The organism is Bradyrhizobium sp. USDA3516 (assembly GCF_057651995.1).
The window spans coordinates 277,079-292,615 of record NZ_JBYGYN010000012.1; the positions used below are offsets into that span (position 1 = coordinate 277,079).

Genomic DNA, 15,537 nt, shown 5'->3' on the forward strand with positions numbered 1-15,537 from the left:
GAGGAGCCCTTGCGACGAACCAATCCAGACTGTGTCCGCGGACGCATCCTGGATTGCTTCGCGCAGCCTGTCATCGGGCCGCGCTTCGCGCGGACCCGGTGGCTCGCAATGACGGGGTCAATCAATCCCTGTTGTTCGGCGTCTGGATGAAGCCGCGATTGTGCGTCGGGCTGATCAGCACCTCGTTGATGCAGACGCGCGCCGGCATGCTCGCAATGAAGGCGATGGTGCGGCCGAGATCTTCCGGTTGCAGCATCTTCGCCTGCTCGGCCTCGCTCGGCACCACCGGACGCAGCTTCAGGATCGGCGTCGCCACCTCGCCCGGCATCAGGCAGCAGGCGCGCAGGCCGTTGACGCATTCGTCCATGTTGAAGGAATGGGTCAGCGCCAGCACCGCGTGCTTGGTGGTGGTGTAGGCCGGGCCCGGCATCTTCGAGACGTGACGGCCGGCCCAGGACGAGACGTTGATGATGGAACCGTCCTGCTGCTTGCGCATCGTCGGCAGCACCGCGCGCATGCAATAGAGCACGCCGTTGAGGTTGACCTGGACCAGCTTGTCCCAGCCCTCCAGCTCCATGTCCTTCCAGCTGCGCTTGGGAACATTGATGCCGGCATTGTTGACGAGCAGGTCGATGCGGCCGTGCTTCGCGACGATCTGGTCGGCCGCCTTCTGGGCTGCGGCCGCGTCGGAGACGTCGAGTGCGATGGCCTCGGCCGCCCCACCGGCCCCGGTGATGTTGGCCACCACGGTATCCAGGGCTGACTGCCGCCGGCCAGACACCACCACCATCCAGCCGTCGGCAGCCAGCGCCTCGGCGCCGGCCTCCCCGATCCCGCTGCCACCGCCCGTGACCCAGGCCACGCGTTTCCCGCTTTTTGACATGCAAACTGTCTCCGTTGCTTCATCGGGGCGGTTTTTGCTAATCCAGCCCTCGGTTTTGACCGGCCTGTGCCGGCGAGGAATGTTGCATGAACCAAGCTGCCAACGCCAACCTGTTTTCCCGCCTGTTCGACGGCCTCGCCGATCCGAAGCGGCTCGCGATCGAGACGCATGACGGCGTCCATATCAGCTATGGCGATCTGATCGCACGCGCGGGCCAGATGGCCAACGTGCTGGTCGCCCGCGGCGTGAAGCCCGGCGACCGCGTCGCGGTGCAGGTGGAGAAGTCGGTCGCCAACATCGTGCTCTATCTCGGCACGGTGCGTGCCGGCGCGGTCTATCTGCCGCTGAACACGGCCTATACGCTGAACGAGCTCGACTACTTCATCGGCGATGCCGAGCCGTCGCTCGTGGTCTGCGATCCCTCCAAGGCGGAAGGGCTTGCGCCGATCGCCGCGAAGGTGAAGGCGAAGGTCGAGACGCTCGGGGCGGACGGCAAGGGCTCGCTGACGGAGGCCGCCGAGAAGGCAAGCCGCGAGTTCACGACGGTGCCGCGTGCAAATGACGATCTCGCCGCGATCCTTTACACCTCGGGCACGACGGGCCGCTCCAAGGGCGCGATGCTCAGCCACGACAATCTCGCGTCCAACTCGCTCTCGCTCGTCGACTATTGGCGCTTCACGGACAAGGATGTCCTGATCCACGCGCTGCCGATCTATCACACCCACGGCCTGTTCGTGGCGACCAACGTGACGCTGTTCGCGCGCGCATCGATGATCTTCCTGCCGAAGCTCGATCCGGACCTGATCATCAAACTGATGGCGCGCGCCACGGTGCTGATGGGGGTGCCGACCTTCTACACCCGCCTGCTGCAGAACCCTGCGCTGTCGCACGAGACGACGAAGCACATGCGGCTGTTCATCTCGGGCTCGGCGCCGCTGCTCGCCGACACCCATCGCGAATGGTCGGCGCGTACGGGGCACGCCGTGCTCGAGCGCTACGGCATGACCGAAACCAACATGAACACGTCGAACCCGTATGACGGCGAGCGCGTGCCCGGCGCGGTCGGCTTTCCGCTGCCGGGCGTCTCCGTGCGCGTGACCGATCCCGACACAGGGAAAGAGCTGGCGCGCGACGAAATCGGCATGATCGAGGTGAAGGGACCGAACGTCTTCAAGGGCTATTGGCGCATGCCGGAGAAGACCAAGGCCGAGTTCCGCCCCGACGGGTTCTTCATCACCGGCGATCTCGGCAAGATCGACGCGAAGGGCTACGTGCACATCCTCGGCCGCGGCAAGGATCTCGTGATCTCCGGCGGCTTCAACGTCTACCCCAAGGAAATCGAGAGCGAGATCGACGCCATGCCCGGCGTGATCGAATCCGCCGTGATCGGCGTACCGCACGCCGATTTCGGCGAGGGCGTCACCGCGGTGCTGGTGCGCCAGCCCGGCGCGAGCATCGATGAAGCGGCCGTGCTGAAGGGCCTCGACGGGCGCCTCGCGAAATTCAAGATGCCCAAGCGGGTGTTCGTGGTCGACGAGCTGCCGCGCAACACCATGGGCAAGGTGCAGAAGAACGTGCTGCGCGAGACGTACAAGGATATTTACGCGAAGAAATAGGGGCCCAATCGCTCCGGGGTGGGGAGACGCATGAAGCGCGAACAGGCTATCCGGATCAACGATGAGCTCCTCGATGCTTATGCGGCACTGGATCGAGCTCGAACGGCGATCGCAGGGCTTGCCAAGGCCGAGCGCATCGAACTCGGTGACTGGCTCGACGAAGTTGTCGGCACTTTGGAAGACGAGTTGCTCCAGCCGCTTTATGATCAGTATCCAGACTTAGAGCCCCCGAAGTCCAATCGAGAACCTCATAGCTATATCTGCGAGCTCACGTGGGACGAGGTGCAGCTCCCGCCGGGAGTAACCGAGCAGCAGTTCGATGAAATCATCTTGTCGGTCATGAAGCCGACTTGGCGAAAAACCGCGATGATGGTCACCTATGTGATGGATCGCTGCAAAGAGCTTGGATTGCCGATCGAAGGCGAAGTGATTGCTGCGCGATTGAAGGTGCTTTCCGATTCCGATCGCATCGAAGGCATCGGCAATATCCAATCCTGGCTCCACAGCGAAGTGCGACTGAAGGACTAATCAGCCTTGCGATTCTAGGCTCTGCTCTCTCACCCGTCATTGCGAGGAGCACTTGCGACGAAGCAATCCAGAGTCGTTCCGCGGAGAAAGCCTGGATTGCTTCGCTTCGCTCGCAATGACGGAGGTCGTGCCGGCTACTGCCCGCCGACCAGGCTCAGCACAAACCGGCTGCCGACGATCAACAGATAGCACCCGAACGCCATCTCCAGCGTGCGCTTCGACATCGCATGCGCGGCTCTCACGCCGAGCGGCGCCGTGACGAGGCTCATCGGCATCACCAGCACGGCGCCAATCAGCGAGACGTAGCCAAGTGCGAAAGGAATTTGCAGCGCGGCGACAGCCGGATAGTTCGCGGCGGCGGGCCAGCCGGCATAGATGTAACCGAGCGCGCCGGGGATGGAGATCAGCACCGCGAGCGCCGACGAGGTCGCGACCGCCTGATGAATGGGGCGGCTGTAGAAGGTCATCAAGAGGTTCGAGAACAGGCCGCCGCCGATGCCCATCAGGGTCGAGAGGATGCCGACGCAGAAGCCGTAGACGCGCATCAACGGGCCCTTCGGCAGATCATCGCCGAGCTTCCAGGTCTCGCGCGCAAAGATCAGCCGGACCGCGGCTGACCAGGCGACGGCGACGAACACGATCTTGAACAGCCGCTCGGGCGCGAAGCGCGCAACCACGCTCCCCGAAACGACGCCGATCAGGATCGGCAGCCACCAGACCCGCAGGATCGTCATGTCGACCGCGCCGCGCTTGTAATGCGCCTGAAACGAGCGGATCGAGGTCGGGATGATCACGGCGAGCGAGGTGCCGACGCAGAGCGGCATCCGCACCTCCAGCGGCACGCCGGCGATGCGGAAGCATTCGTAGAACACCGGCACGAGAATCGCGCCGCCGCCGATGCCGAACACGCCGGCGAGGAATCCCGAGAGCGCGCCGGTTGCGATCAGCAGCAGCGCGAGCTCGACGATGTCCCTGATCTCAAGACCTGCAATCACCCCAGACCTGCGCGGCACCCGGTCGGCCCGCCCGATACGCACGTTCGGAGCCGACCGCATCGGCAGCTGTAGGCGATCCGATTTCGGCGGTCGACACGTCGCGGGGCCCGGCTGGGGTGGAATGCAGGCTGCGCATATCGGCCCGCAGCGCGCGAACCGGTGCACGTGGCCGAGAACTGCAATGGGGCAACAGCCGCGCTGGTTCGCACGCGGCATCATTCACGGGCAGTTGCGACGACGAGCCCCACCCTGGCTTAGAGGCGTTCCAATAGTGATTTCAATGCGCCGTAACGTCCCTCGCCCAAGAAGTGAATGCTAATTCTTATCCTCCTTGGCGGACCGAGATGCTGGTATACCAAGACCCTGATTGGCCTTGGTTCATCAAGGCCATAGAGCTGAACCACAGTTCGGTTTATGGCGATTTGGTGATTGCGCAGGCCAAATCGACTCCGTAAATAGAGCCCACCTTTCGCGATCCCCGCGCGCCCCATGCTGGGCCGCAACAAACATCAAAAGCCGCCCATGACCGCACGGATCGAACGACCGCTTTCGCCGCACATCCAAACCTATCGCTGGACGCTGACGATGGCTCTGTCCATCCTCCATCGCGCCACCGGTATCGCCCTCTATCTCGGAACCCTGCTGCTGGTCTGGTGGCTGGTTGCCGCGGCCTCCGGCCCGGCCGCCTATGCCCACGTCCAGGCGTTCTCCAGCAGCATCATCGGCCGGCTGATCGTGTTCGGCTACACCTGGGCCCTGATGCACCATATGCTCAGCGGCATCCGGCATTTCGTCTGGGACCTCGGCTACGGCTTCAAGCCCAATGAGCGCGAAGCGCTGACCTGGGGCGCCCTGATCGGCGGGATCGCGCTGACGGTGCTGATCTGGATCATCGCCTATGCGAACGGAGGCGGCCGATGAGTTTCGACGAATCCCACGGCTCCCCGAAACGTCCCTCGATGCGCACGCCGCTCGGCCGCGTCCGCAATCTCGGCGCCGCGCATTCCGGCACCACCGATTTCTGGCGCCAGCGCATCACCGGCGTCGCCATGACGCTGCTGATGATCCCCGCGCTGGTGATCATCATGATGCTGCTCGGCCGCAACCAGGTCTACGCGGCGCAGACCCTGAGCTCCATCCCTGTTGCGGTGATCCTGCTCCTCTTCATCCTCGCCAGCGCCTGGCACATGAAGATCGGCATGCAGGTGGTGATCGAGGACTACGTCCACAACGAAAAGCTGAAGCTCACCGCGATCATGCTCAACAATTTCTTCTCGGCCGCGGTGGCGCTCGCCTCGACCTACGCGATCCTGAAACTTTCTTCCGGAGTGTAACCCATGGCCGCTGAGACCAATGGCAAGGGCAACGGCGCTCCCGCCACCAACGGAAAAGCCTATCCGATCGAAGACCACACCTACGACGTCGTCGTGGTCGGCGCCGGCGGCGCGGGCCTGCGCGCTGTCGTCGGCTGCAGCGAGGCCGGCCTTCGCACCGCCTGCATCACCAAGGTGTTTCCGACCCGTTCGCACACGGTCGCGGCGCAGGGCGGAATCTCCGCCTCGCTCGGCAACATGCACAAGGACGACTGGCGCTGGCACATGTACGACACCGTGAAGGGGTCGGACTGGCTCGGCGACCAGGACGCGATCGAATACATGGTGCGCAACGCGCCGGACGCGGTCTACGAGCTCGAGCATTGGGGCGTGCCGTTCTCGCGCACCGAGGACGGCAAGATCTACCAGCGTCCGTTCGGCGGCATGACCACCGAGTTCGGCAAGGCCCAGGCGCAGCGCACCTGCGCCGCCGCGGACCGCACCGGCCACGCCATGCTGCACACGATGTACGGCCAGTCGCTGCGCCACGCGGCCGAGTTCTTCATCGAATTCTTCGCCATCGACCTGATCATGGACGACCAGGGCACCTGCCGCGGCGTCATCGCGCTCAAGCTCGACGACGGCACGCTGCATCGCTTCCGCGCTCAGACCACGATCCTGGCGACCGGCGGCTACGGCCGCGCCTATGCCTCCTGCACCTCGGCGCACACCTGCACCGGCGACGGCGGCGGCATGGTGCTGCGCGCGGGCCTGCCGATGCAGGACATGGAGTTCGTGCAGTTCCACCCGACCGGCATCTACGGCTCGGGCTGTCTCGTCACCGAGGGTGCGCGCGGCGAAGGCGGCTATCTCGTCAACTCCGAGGGCGAGCGCTTCATGGAGCGCTACGCGCCGTCGGCGAAGGACCTCGCCTCGCGCGACGTGGTCTCGCGCGCAATGACCATCGAGATCCGCGAGGGTCGCGGCGTCGGCAAGAAGAAGGACCACATCTTCCTGCATCTCGACCATCTCGATCCCGCCGTGCTCGCCGAGCGCCTGCCTGGCATCTCGGAATCGGCCAAGATCTTCGCCAATGTCGACGTGACGCGCGAGCCGATCCCGATCGTGCCGACCGTGCACTACAACATGGGCGGCATCCCCACGAATTATCACGGCGAGGTGCTGACCAAGAAGGACGGCGACGACAACGCGGTGATCCCCGGCCTGATGGCGATCGGCGAAGCCGCCTGCGTCTCCGTGCACGGCGCCAACCGCCTCGGCTCCAACTCACTGATCGACCTCGTCGTGTTCGGCCGCGCCGCGGCACTGCGCCTTGCGGAGAAGCTCACGCCGAACGGCAAGCAGCCGGAGCTGCCGGCGAACTCCGCCGAGATGGCACTCGGCCGCCTCGACCATTACCGCTACGCGTCCGGCGGCACGCCGACCGCGAAGCTGCGGGAAGGCATGCAGAATGTGATGCAGACCAACTGCGCGGTGTTCCGCACCGGCGAAGTGCTGAGCGAAGGCCAGAACCTGATCGCGAAGGTCCACAGCGGCATCACCGACATCGGCGTGTCGGACCGCTCGCTGGTGTGGAATTCCGATCTCGTCGAGACGCTCGAATTCGACAACCTGATCTCGCAGGCGGTGGTGACGATGAACTCGGCGGCCAACCGTACCGAGAGCCGCGGCGCCCATGCCCGCGAGGACTTCTCCGAACGCGACGACAAGAACTGGATGAAACACACGCTGGCCTGGCTGGACGATGCCGGCAAGGTCAGGATCGAGTATCGCCCGGTTCACAACTACACCATGACCAACGACGTGCAGTACATTCCGCCGAAGGCGCGCGTGTATTGATCGAACAGTAGCCGTCATTCCGGGATGGTCCGAAGGACCAGACCCGGAATCTCGAGATTCCGGGTTCGATGCTCCGCATCGCCCCGGAATGACGAAAGGTTAGAGCAATGGTTGAATTCGCACTTCCGAAGAACTCCAAGATATCAGGCGGCAAGACCTGGCCGAAGCCCGCGGGCGCGACCGAGCTGCGCGAGTTCAAGGTCTATCGCTGGAATCCGGACGACGGCAAGAATCCGAGCGTCGACACCTATTACGTCGACACCCATGATTGCGGTCCGATGGTGCTGGACGGCCTGATCTGGATCAAGAACCACATCGACCCGTCGCTGACCTTCCGCCGCTCCTGCCGCGAAGGCGTCTGCGGCTCCTGCGCCATGAACATCGACGGCCAGAACACGCTGGCCTGCACCAAATCGATGCACGACGTGAAGGACGGCGCGGTGAAGATCAACCCGCTGCCGCACCAGCCGGTGGTGAAGGACCTCGTTCCCGACCTGACCAATTTCTACGCGCAATACGCCTCGGTCGAGCCCTGGCTGAAGACGACCTCGCCGACGCCGCAGAAGGAATGGCGCCAGAGCCACGAGGACCGCGAGAAGCTCGACGGCCTGTACGAGTGCATCCTCTGCGCCTGCTGCTCGACCTCCTGCCCGAGCTATTGGTGGAACAGCGAGCGCTATCTCGGCCCCGCCGCACTGCTCCAGGCCAATCGCTGGGTCTCGGATTCGCGGGATGAGGCGACCGGCGAGCGGCTCGACAATCTCGAAGACCCGTTCCGGCTCTATCGCTGTCACACCATCATGAATTGCGCCAAGGCCTGCCCGAAGGGCCTCAACCCGGCCGAAGCCATCGCCGAGCTCAAGCTCAAGATGGTCGAGCGGCAGATCTGAGACGAAGTCCGCTTCCGTCCCGGCCAAACCGGCCGGGACGTCCTGCATTTGCCGTCAATTCGAGCAGAATTTTTCTCTGACCCGCTCGACGCGCAAATTTCCGGCTCGCAACCAGCGGTTCCGGCACAAGCTGCTTCCTTCCTTGCGCGGGATTCAGTTAAGCTCCCGTCAGGGACGGAGCGACTGTGCAGAGGGCGCAACGCAACTCGCTGAGACTGCTGCAGTGGATGATGGCGGCATCCCTGGCGCTGCCAGTTGGGCTGTTCGTCGTCGCCGCCGCGATCTCCTACACATCGACCAACGATACCGCCGACCGCGAGATCGAGCGCACGGTCGACGTCGCGCATGAGCACGCGCTCAAGGTCTTCGAAACCATCGACCGCAGCATCGCCGAGCTCAACGAAGTCGTGCGCGGCCTTCCCGACGGCAACATCCGCGAACGGGAGCCGACGCTGCATCGCCGGCTGAGGCGGCTGACCGATTCGCTGCCGCAGCTCAAATCGGCCTGGATCTTCGACGCGAACGGAAAGGCGTTGGTCAACAGTCTCGTCTCGCCACCGCCGGACCTGAGCTTTGCGGATCGCGATTACTTTTATGCCCATGTCGACCAGAGCATCGGCACGTTCATCGGCTCGGCGCTGACGCCGCGCCCACCCTATCAGGGCGCCCGCTTCTTCGGGGTCAGCCGCCGCCGCGACTCCGACGACGGCCGCTTCATCGGCGTGATCCAGGCCTCCGTGCTGCCGGAATATTTCGAAAGCTTCTATGCCAGGATCGGCACCGATCCGGGCAGCTTCTTCGCGATGGGGCGCACCGACGGCGCAATGCTCGCGCATTTTCCCCGGCTCGACCACGAGCTTCGGCTCGATCCGACCGGACCGGTGGGCCAGAAGATCGCGGCCCAGCCCGTGCACGGCCTCATCACGGTCGCCTGGCCCTCGGACGGCATCGAGCGGCGCATCGCTTACCGGCGCGTCGCCGAATATCCGATCTATGTCAGCGCCGGGCTCGAGACCTCCGCGATCCGCGCACGCTGGCTCGCCACCATCGGCCAGCATCTGGTGTTCGGCATTCCCGCCACCGCGCTGCTGTTCCTGCTGCTGGCGCTCGCCCTGCGCCGTACCCAGCACCTTCAGGCGGAAGCTGCCAAGCGGCGCGAGGCCGAGGAGGCGCTCAAGCACAGCCAGCGCCTGGAAGCGCTTGGCCAGCTCACCGGCGGCGTCGCGCACGACTTCAACAATCTCCTGACGGTGATCCGCGCCTCGGTCGATCTCTTGAACCGTCCGCAGCTGACGGAGGAGCGGCGACAGCGCTACATCACCGCCATCGCCGATTCGGTGGCGCGTGCGGCCAAGCTGACCTCGCAACTGCTCGCCTTTGCGCGGCGCCAGACCCTCAAGCCGGAGGTGTTCGACGCCGGCGCACGGGTGCAGTCGCTGCACGACATGCTCGCCACGCTGCTGGGCCCTGCAATCGAGATCGTCATGCAGCTGCCGGCGGAGCCGTGCCTCGTCAATGCCGATGCCAGCCAGTTCGAGACGGCGCTGATCAACATGGCGACCAATGCGCGCGATGCCATGCAGGGCCAGGGACGAATCGTTTTCAAGGTCGAGGCCACGACGACCGTTCCGGACGCGCTGGTGCAGCTTTCGGCCAGCCCGGGCATGGCGGACCACGGCTTCGTCCGCGTCACCGTCAGCGACACCGGCGTCGGCATTCCCGCCGCGCGGCTCGGCCGCATCTTCGAGCCGTTCTTCACCACCAAGCAGGTCGGCCGCGGCACCGGCCTCGGCCTGTCCCAGGTGTTCGGCTTCGCCCGGCAGTCCGGCGGCGAAGTGACCGTGACGAGCGAGGTGGGGCACGGCAGCACCTTCTCGCTCTATCTGCCGCGCGTGCCGCCGGACCTGCTGCCGCAGCGCCAGGCCCCCAACACGGCGCCGGCGGTGGCCGGCAGCGGCATGTCGGTGCTGGTGGTCGAGGACAATATCGAGCTGGCCAATTTCGCCGCCGACGGGCTCACCGAGCTCGGCTACAGCATCACGCTGGTCGACAACGCGACCGACGCGCTCGCCGAGCTCGTCGTGGACGCCGACCGTTTCGATGTCGTGTTCTCGGACGTGGTGATGCCCGGGATGACCGGGCTCGACCTGGCGCAGGCGATCCGCGAGCGCGGCATCGGCGTGCCGGTCGTGCTGACCACCGGCTACAGCCAGGCCCTGTCGCAGGAGGGGGCCGGCGGCTGCGACCTCGTGCAAAAGCCTTATTCGATCGAGGAATTGTCGCGCGTCCTGCATCGGGCGGCGCGGATACGGCGGGTGAGGGACGGCGCCGCCGAATAGGGACCCGCGGAACCTCGCGGGAACCGGCAGAGTTCCCTTGGCGTTGTCCACTCATGCACAAGCCGGCTGCGACGCGTGAACAGGGCAAGAAGCCGCCCATCGTCAGTATTCAGAGCGAGAACGGCGATGAAGTGACACCGCCGCCACCCGAGCTGGTCGAACCCCCTGAATTGTCACCCGAGGAAGCCGAGCAGGTCCGCAAGGATTATCTGCTGACGCGGTTCTGGATCAGCGCCCGCGGCTTCTGGGGCCGCAACGGCGACCGCCTCGCCTGGCCGTTCTCGATCGGTCTCGGCCTGCTGATCGTGCTGACCGTCGGCTTCCAATACGGCATCAATGTCTGGAATCGCGCGATCTTCGACGCCATCGAGAAGCGCGATGCAGCGAGCGTCTTCCATCTCACCGCAATGTTCTTCCCGCTCGCGATCGGCAGCATCGTGCTCGCAGTCGTGCAGGTGTTCGCGCGCATGGGCATCCAGCGGCGCTGGCGCGCCTGGCTGACGGCGAGCGTGCTGACACGGTGGCTCAAGAACGGGCGCTACTATCAGCTCAACCTTGTCGGCGGCGACCACAAGAATCCCGAATACCGGATCGCGGAGGATTTGCGGATTGCGACCGACTCCCCCGTCGACTTCCTCGCCGGCGTGACGTCGGCGCTGCTGTCGGCCGCGACCTTCATCGTCGTGCTCTGGACCATCGGCGGGGCACTTACCGTCACGCTCGGCGGTTCGTCGGTGACCATACCGGGCTTCCTGGTGATCGCCGCGATGCTCTACGCCGCGATCGCCTCCAGCTCGATCCTGGTGATCGGCCGCCGCTTCGTGCAGGTCTCCGAGGGCAAGAACCAGGCCGAAGCCGACTTCCGCTACACCCTGACGCGCGTGCGCGAGAACGGCGAGAGCATCGCCCTGCTCGGCGGCGAGGAGGAGGAGCGCGACGGCATCGATCGCAACTTCACCAACGTGCTGCGGCAATGGGCGCGGCTCGCCGGCCAGCACATGCGCACCACGCTGGTGTCGCAAGGATCGAGCCTCGTTGCGCCGGTGGTGCCGCTTCTGCTCTGCGCACCGAAATTCCTCGACGGCAGCATGTCGCTGGGCCAGGTGATGCAGGCCGCATCCGCCTTCACCATCGTGCAGAGCGCATTCGGCTGGCTGGTCGACAATTATCCGCGGCTCGCCGACTGGAACGCCTGTGCGCGCCGCATCGCCTCGCTGATGATGTCGCTCGACGGCCTCGAGCGCGCCGAACAGGGCGATGGCCTCGGCCGCATCAAGCGCGGCGAGACCAGCAACGAGGCCATGCTGGAACTGAAGGATCTCTCGGTCACCCTCGACGACGGCACCGCCGTCGTCGGCGAGACCGAGGTGGTGATCGAGCCCGGCGAGCGGCTCCTGGTCGCCGGCGAATCCGGCACCGGCAAGAGCACGCTGGTGCGCGCCATCGCCGGACTGTGGCCGTGGGGCGGCGGCAGCGTGAATTTCCATGCCGACCGCCGGCTGTTCATGCTGCCGCAGCGGCCCTACGTGCCCTCAGGGTCGCTGCGCCGCGCGGTCGCCTATCCCGGCGCGGCCGACCACTGGACTTTGGACGAGATCGGAGAAGCCCTGCACAAGGTCGGTCTCGATCATCTCAAGGAGAAGATCGAGGAGGAAGCACCGTGGGACCAGACCTTGTCAGGCGGCGAGAAGCAGCGGCTCGCCTTTGCGCGGCTGTTGCTGCACAACCCCGACATCGTCGTGCTCGATGAAGCGACCTCGGCGCTGGACGAGAAGAGCCAGGACAAGATGATGAAGATCATCACCGAGGAGCTGCCGAAGGCGACCATCGTCAGCGTCGCGCATCGCGCCGAGCTGGAGGCTTTCCACAGCCGCAAGATCGTCCTGGAGCGGCGCAAGGGCGGCGCCAAGCTCGTCAGCGATATCGACCTGATTCCGCGCAAGGGCAGGCGCAGGTTGCTCGGGCGGTTCTTGAGGCAGCGCAAGGCTCCGAAGAGGGCAGCGTAATCCGTACGCCGGGACCTGAAGTTGGAGTCCTCGTCAAAACCGGTTATGCATGCGCCGCCTGCAACGAGGATCTGCTGCTTGACGTCCGACAATGCCCCTTCGCCCGCGCCGTTCGGCGCGTTCGCGCCCAATGCGGCGCAGGCCGCGATCATCCGCCTCGCTCAACGGTCGGGGCTGAAGCGCGGCGCGTTCCGGCCGTGGATGTCGCGGCTGGTCAACCTGGTGCGCAGCGGCCCGGTCGACGTGCAATATCAGGGCGCCTCGTTCCGCCTACATCATCAGGGCAGTGCAACCGAACGCGGCGCGCTGTTCAATCCCGACTACAATCTCGACGAGCTCGATTTCCTGCGGCGCCATACCCCTGCGGGCGGCACGTTCGTCGACGTCGGCGCCAATGTCGGCACCTTTGCGCTGGTGATGGCACGGCAGGTCGGTCCAACAGGAAAAGTGGTGGCGATCGAGCCGCATCCGCTGACCTTCGGACGGCTCTCGTTCAACCACGCCGCGTCGAAGGCGCCGCAGGTGCGCCTGGTGCAGGCCGCCGCGGGCGACAGCGACGGCGCGCTGATGATCGAGAGCGGCGGCGGCAACCTCGGCGCCACCCATGTCGTCACCGGCACGGCCAGTGCCGAGGCCATCAAGGTGCCGTCGCTGCGCCTGGTACGCATTCTGGAGGAGGCCGGCGTCGGCCATGTCGATTCGCTCAAGATCGACGTCGAGGGTTTTGAGGACCGCGTGCTGATCGGCTTCTTCCGCGACGCACCGCAATCGCTGTGGCCGCGTGCTGTGGTGATCGAGCATCTGTCCCAAAACGAATGGGAGCAGGATTGTGTTGCCGACATGGTCGGGCGCGGCTTTACGATCGTGCGCAAGACGCGAAGCAATACGTTTCTGTCCCGCTGACAGGGACGAACAAGGGAGGTTGGCGATGATCGACCATCTGGGCATCTCGGTGTCGGACTATGAGCGCGCGAAGGCGTTCTACGCAACGGCGCTCGCGCCGCTCGGCTACAGCCTGATCATGGAAGTCACGGCCGAGCAGACCGGACACGCAGCGGCTGCAGGCTTCGGTGCCGACGGCAAGCCCGATTTCTGGATCGGCGGCGAGGGCGCGATGAACAAGCCGGTGCATGTCGCCATCCGCGCCAAGGATCGCGCCACAGTCGATGCGTTCTACAAGACGGCGATGGCGGCGGGCGGCCGCGACAACGGCCCGCCCGGCATCCGTCCGCATTATCACGCGAACTATTACGGCGCCTTCGTGCTCGACCCCGACGGCCACAATATCGAAGCGGTCTGCCACGCGCCGGAATAGGAAGGAATCTCGCGGGAACATCGTTCCCGCCAGGCCGTTATTGTTCCTTGCAACAGGGAGCACGACATGGCCAACGACAATGCCCGTGACGTCGATCGCGTCTGGGATCTGATGAAGACGATCGGATTCGCCATGTTGGTCACGCGCGACGGCGACAAGCTCCGCGCGCGGCCGATGAGCGCCTTTCTCGACCGCGATGCCAACACGATTTTCTTCCTCACCGATGCGCGCCGTCACAAGGATGAGGAAATCGCGCGCAACCCTTCCATCAACCTGTCGTTCGCGGATGCCGGCAGCCAGAAATATGTCTCGCTGACGGGTACCGCCGTCGTCTCGAACGATCGCGCCAGAATCAAGGAATTGTTCTCGACCCCGGCCAAGGCTTGGTGGGACTCCGCGGAAGACCCCAATATTCGCGTGCTCGAGGTGACGCCTGACGACGCCGAGTTCTGGGACTCGCCGGGAACGGTGATCTCCTACGTGAAGATGGCGGCCGCGGCCGTCACGAATACACGTCCAGACATCGGCGAGAACCGCAAGGTCTCGATGTGATGCCGATTGAACCGCCCGAGATTCCGCCCTCGACGCCCGGTACGCCAACCGAGCCGCCGCCCGGAATCCCGCCCGGCAATCCGCAGCCCGAAATCACGCCGCCGGTGCGCGAGCCCGGCTCGCCGCCGCGGCCCGAGGAATTGCCGGGCCGCATGCCTGAAGAAATCCCATCGCGCGGACCGAACGGGCCGCTCACGCCCAATCCTGCGACGGATGCAATTCCGCCGCGGGATCACGCGTGAAAGGCCGAAGCAATGTCAGGCGATTGCAACCAGCGCCTGAATGCGCAATGAACGTCGCGATCGTGAGATGGTCTGCATGCGGAAATAAATCGGACCGCGGTCGCATCGCCCGCCACAATGCGGCCTAACGCGTAGCCGTTCATCACGACACTTCGACAAAGAACCTTCCGGGGAAGTTCACCACCATGACCAACCTTCGTTTCGTGCTGCTTGCGACGACGGCTCTCACCGCGATGCAATTGGCCACCACCGCATCGCATGCGCAAGACGCCGCGCCGCTCGTCGTCGCTCAGGCCCAGCCGCAAGACACGGGCCCTGACGGAAGACCGAAGCAGCCGCCGAAGGGACCGCCTGCGGCCGCACCGCCTGCAGCTCCCGCGCGCCCCGCGGCTCCGCCGCCGGCGGCTGCACCGCCCCAACCGCCTCCCCCTCCGGCCGCAGCACCGCCGCGCCCGGCAGCGCCGCCGCCTCCGCCTCCCCCTGCGGCCCGCCCGGCACCTCCGCCACCCCCATCTCCCCCTGCTGCTCGTCCGGCGGCGCCGCCGCCGCCTGCTGCTCCGAAGCAGCCTTCACCGCCTCCGACCGCGGCCCCGCAGCAGCACGCCCCCACACCGCCGCCTCCGGCGCCACCTGCCGCGCGTCCCGCTCCAACGCCGCCGGCACCGCCTGCCGCACGCCCGGCCTCCCCGCCGCCAGCACCGCCTCCCGCAGCGGCTCCGCAGCAGCAGGCTCCCACCACACCGCCGCCTGCGGCTCGCCCGACGCCGCCCCCGCCGCCGCCTCCCGCAGCGGCTCCACCGGCCCGGCCGACCCCGGCGCCTGCGCCGACGGCAACACCGCCTGCTCCGCCCGCCCCTCCCCCTTCTCTTTCTCTTCTCCCCCTCTTCCTCTTCCTCCTCTCCTCCTCTCTTTTCTCTCTCTTTTTTCTCCTTCTCCTTCCCCCTTTTTTTTTTTTTTTTTTTTTTTTTTTTTTTTTTTTTTTTTTTTTTTTTTTTTTT

General features: G+C 65.4%; 14 protein-coding genes and 1 pseudogene. 12 read left to right on the plus strand and 3 right to left on the minus strand.

Translation table 11 applies throughout. The features are described 5' to 3' along the window. Positions 1-121: 121 nt before the first annotated feature. Positions 122-883 carry an SDR family oxidoreductase gene (locus tag AC24YW_RS31960; RefSeq protein WP_487486443.1) on the minus strand — a complete coding sequence of 254 codons (762 nt, stop codon included), beginning with the start codon at positions 881-883 and terminating at the stop codon, positions 122-124. A gap of 86 nt (positions 884-969) precedes the next feature. Here AC24YW_RS31960 and AC24YW_RS31965 point away from each other — a divergent pair, with 86 nt between their 5' ends. Further along, entirely contained in the window at positions 970-2,499 is a 1,530-nt protein-coding gene (locus tag AC24YW_RS31965) for a malonate--CoA ligase (RefSeq protein WP_487486444.1), read from the plus strand. Positions 2,500-2,529: 30 nt separating this feature from the next. Continuing rightward, positions 2,530-3,027 (plus strand): DUF3658 domain-containing protein, encoded by a 498-nt coding sequence (locus tag AC24YW_RS31970; RefSeq protein ID WP_487486445.1) that lies wholly within the window; start codon positions 2,530-2,532, stop codon positions 3,025-3,027. Positions 3,028-3,161: 134 nt separating this feature from the next. Here AC24YW_RS31970 and AC24YW_RS31975 read toward each other — a convergent pair whose 3' ends face one another. Further along, positions 3,162-4,022, minus strand: a complete 861-nt coding sequence (locus AC24YW_RS31975) for a sulfite exporter TauE/SafE family protein (RefSeq protein ID WP_487486446.1) — start codon at positions 4,020-4,022, stop codon at positions 3,162-3,164. A 522-nt stretch (positions 4,023-4,544) separates the two neighbouring features. Between AC24YW_RS31975 and sdhC the strand changes: the two genes are divergently transcribed. The 10 genes from sdhC to AC24YW_RS32025 all read left to right on the plus strand — a co-directional run bounded on the left by sdhC (position 4,545) and on the right by AC24YW_RS32025 (position 14,539). Continuing rightward, positions 4,545-4,943, plus strand: coding sequence for a succinate dehydrogenase, cytochrome b556 subunit (sdhC, locus tag AC24YW_RS31980; RefSeq protein WP_487486447.1), 399 nt, complete (start codon positions 4,545-4,547; stop codon positions 4,941-4,943). Beyond that, positions 4,940-5,356 (plus strand): succinate dehydrogenase, hydrophobic membrane anchor protein, encoded by a 417-nt coding sequence (gene sdhD / locus AC24YW_RS31985; protein WP_487486448.1) that lies wholly within the window; start codon positions 4,940-4,942, stop codon positions 5,354-5,356. The genes sdhC and sdhD overlap by 4 nt, the downstream gene beginning before the upstream one ends. A 3-nt stretch (positions 5,357-5,359) precedes the next feature. Beyond that, positions 5,360-7,195: a succinate dehydrogenase flavoprotein subunit gene (gene sdhA / locus AC24YW_RS31990; RefSeq protein WP_487486449.1), complete on the plus strand. Its 1,836-nt coding sequence runs from the start codon at positions 5,360-5,362 to the stop codon at positions 7,193-7,195. 107 nt (positions 7,196-7,302) lie between these two features. Then, positions 7,303-8,085, plus strand: coding sequence for a succinate dehydrogenase iron-sulfur subunit (locus tag AC24YW_RS31995; protein ID WP_487486450.1), 783 nt, complete (start codon positions 7,303-7,305; stop codon positions 8,083-8,085). A gap of 185 nt (positions 8,086-8,270) precedes the next feature. Next, positions 8,271-10,424 (plus strand): hybrid sensor histidine kinase/response regulator, encoded by a 2,154-nt coding sequence (locus tag AC24YW_RS32000; RefSeq protein WP_487486451.1) that lies wholly within the window; start codon positions 8,271-8,273, stop codon positions 10,422-10,424. 53 nt (positions 10,425-10,477) lie between these two features. Continuing rightward, entirely contained in the window at positions 10,478-12,430 is a 1,953-nt protein-coding gene (locus AC24YW_RS32005; RefSeq protein WP_487486452.1) for an ABC transporter ATP-binding protein/permease, read from the plus strand. A gap of 78 nt (positions 12,431-12,508) precedes the next feature. After that, positions 12,509-13,333, plus strand: coding sequence for an FkbM family methyltransferase (locus AC24YW_RS32010; protein ID WP_487486453.1), 825 nt, complete (start codon positions 12,509-12,511; stop codon positions 13,331-13,333). 25 nt (positions 13,334-13,358) lie between these two features. Further along, complete coding sequence (locus AC24YW_RS32015; RefSeq protein WP_487486454.1) at positions 13,359-13,745, plus strand: VOC family protein; 387 nt, start codon at positions 13,359-13,361, stop codon at positions 13,743-13,745. A 66-nt stretch (positions 13,746-13,811) separates the two neighbouring features. Continuing rightward, positions 13,812-14,297 (plus strand): pyridoxamine 5'-phosphate oxidase family protein, encoded by a 486-nt coding sequence (locus AC24YW_RS32020; RefSeq protein WP_487486455.1) that lies wholly within the window; start codon positions 13,812-13,814, stop codon positions 14,295-14,297. Continuing rightward, positions 14,297-14,539 (plus strand): hypothetical protein, encoded by a 243-nt coding sequence (locus tag AC24YW_RS32025; protein WP_487486456.1) that lies wholly within the window; start codon positions 14,297-14,299, stop codon positions 14,537-14,539. The genes AC24YW_RS32020 and AC24YW_RS32025 overlap by 1 nt, the downstream gene beginning before the upstream one ends. Before the next feature lie 225 nt (positions 14,540-14,764). Here AC24YW_RS32025 and AC24YW_RS32030 read toward each other — a convergent pair. Next, positions 14,765-15,537: pseudogene (locus tag AC24YW_RS32030) on the minus strand (hypothetical protein); the annotation flags it as partial.

Bases quoted from the DNA above. Each gene is read 5' to 3' on its own strand.
- AC24YW_RS31960 (WP_487486443.1), bottom strand. From the start codon at position 883: ATGTCAAAAAGCGGGAAACGCGTGGCCTGGGTCACGGGCGGTGGCAGC.
- AC24YW_RS31965 (WP_487486444.1), top strand. From the start codon at position 970: ATGAACCAAGCTGCCAACGCCAACCTGTTTTCCCGCCTGTTCGACGGC.
- AC24YW_RS31970 (WP_487486445.1), top strand. From the start codon at position 2,530: ATGAAGCGCGAACAGGCTATCCGGATCAACGATGAGCTCCTCGATGCT.
- sdhC (WP_487486447.1), top strand. From the start codon at position 4,545: ATGACCGCACGGATCGAACGACCGCTTTCGCCGCACATCCAAACCTAT.
- sdhD (WP_487486448.1), top strand. From the start codon at position 4,940: ATGAGTTTCGACGAATCCCACGGCTCCCCGAAACGTCCCTCGATGCGC.
- sdhA (WP_487486449.1), top strand. From the start codon at position 5,360: ATGGCCGCTGAGACCAATGGCAAGGGCAACGGCGCTCCCGCCACCAAC.
- AC24YW_RS31995 (WP_487486450.1), top strand. From the start codon at position 7,303: ATGGTTGAATTCGCACTTCCGAAGAACTCCAAGATATCAGGCGGCAAG.
- AC24YW_RS32005 (WP_487486452.1), top strand. From the start codon at position 10,478: ATGCACAAGCCGGCTGCGACGCGTGAACAGGGCAAGAAGCCGCCCATC.
- AC24YW_RS32015 (WP_487486454.1), top strand. From the start codon at position 13,359: ATGATCGACCATCTGGGCATCTCGGTGTCGGACTATGAGCGCGCGAAG.
- AC24YW_RS32020 (WP_487486455.1), top strand. From the start codon at position 13,812: ATGGCCAACGACAATGCCCGTGACGTCGATCGCGTCTGGGATCTGATG.
- AC24YW_RS32025 (WP_487486456.1), top strand. From the start codon at position 14,297: ATGCCGATTGAACCGCCCGAGATTCCGCCCTCGACGCCCGGTACGCCA.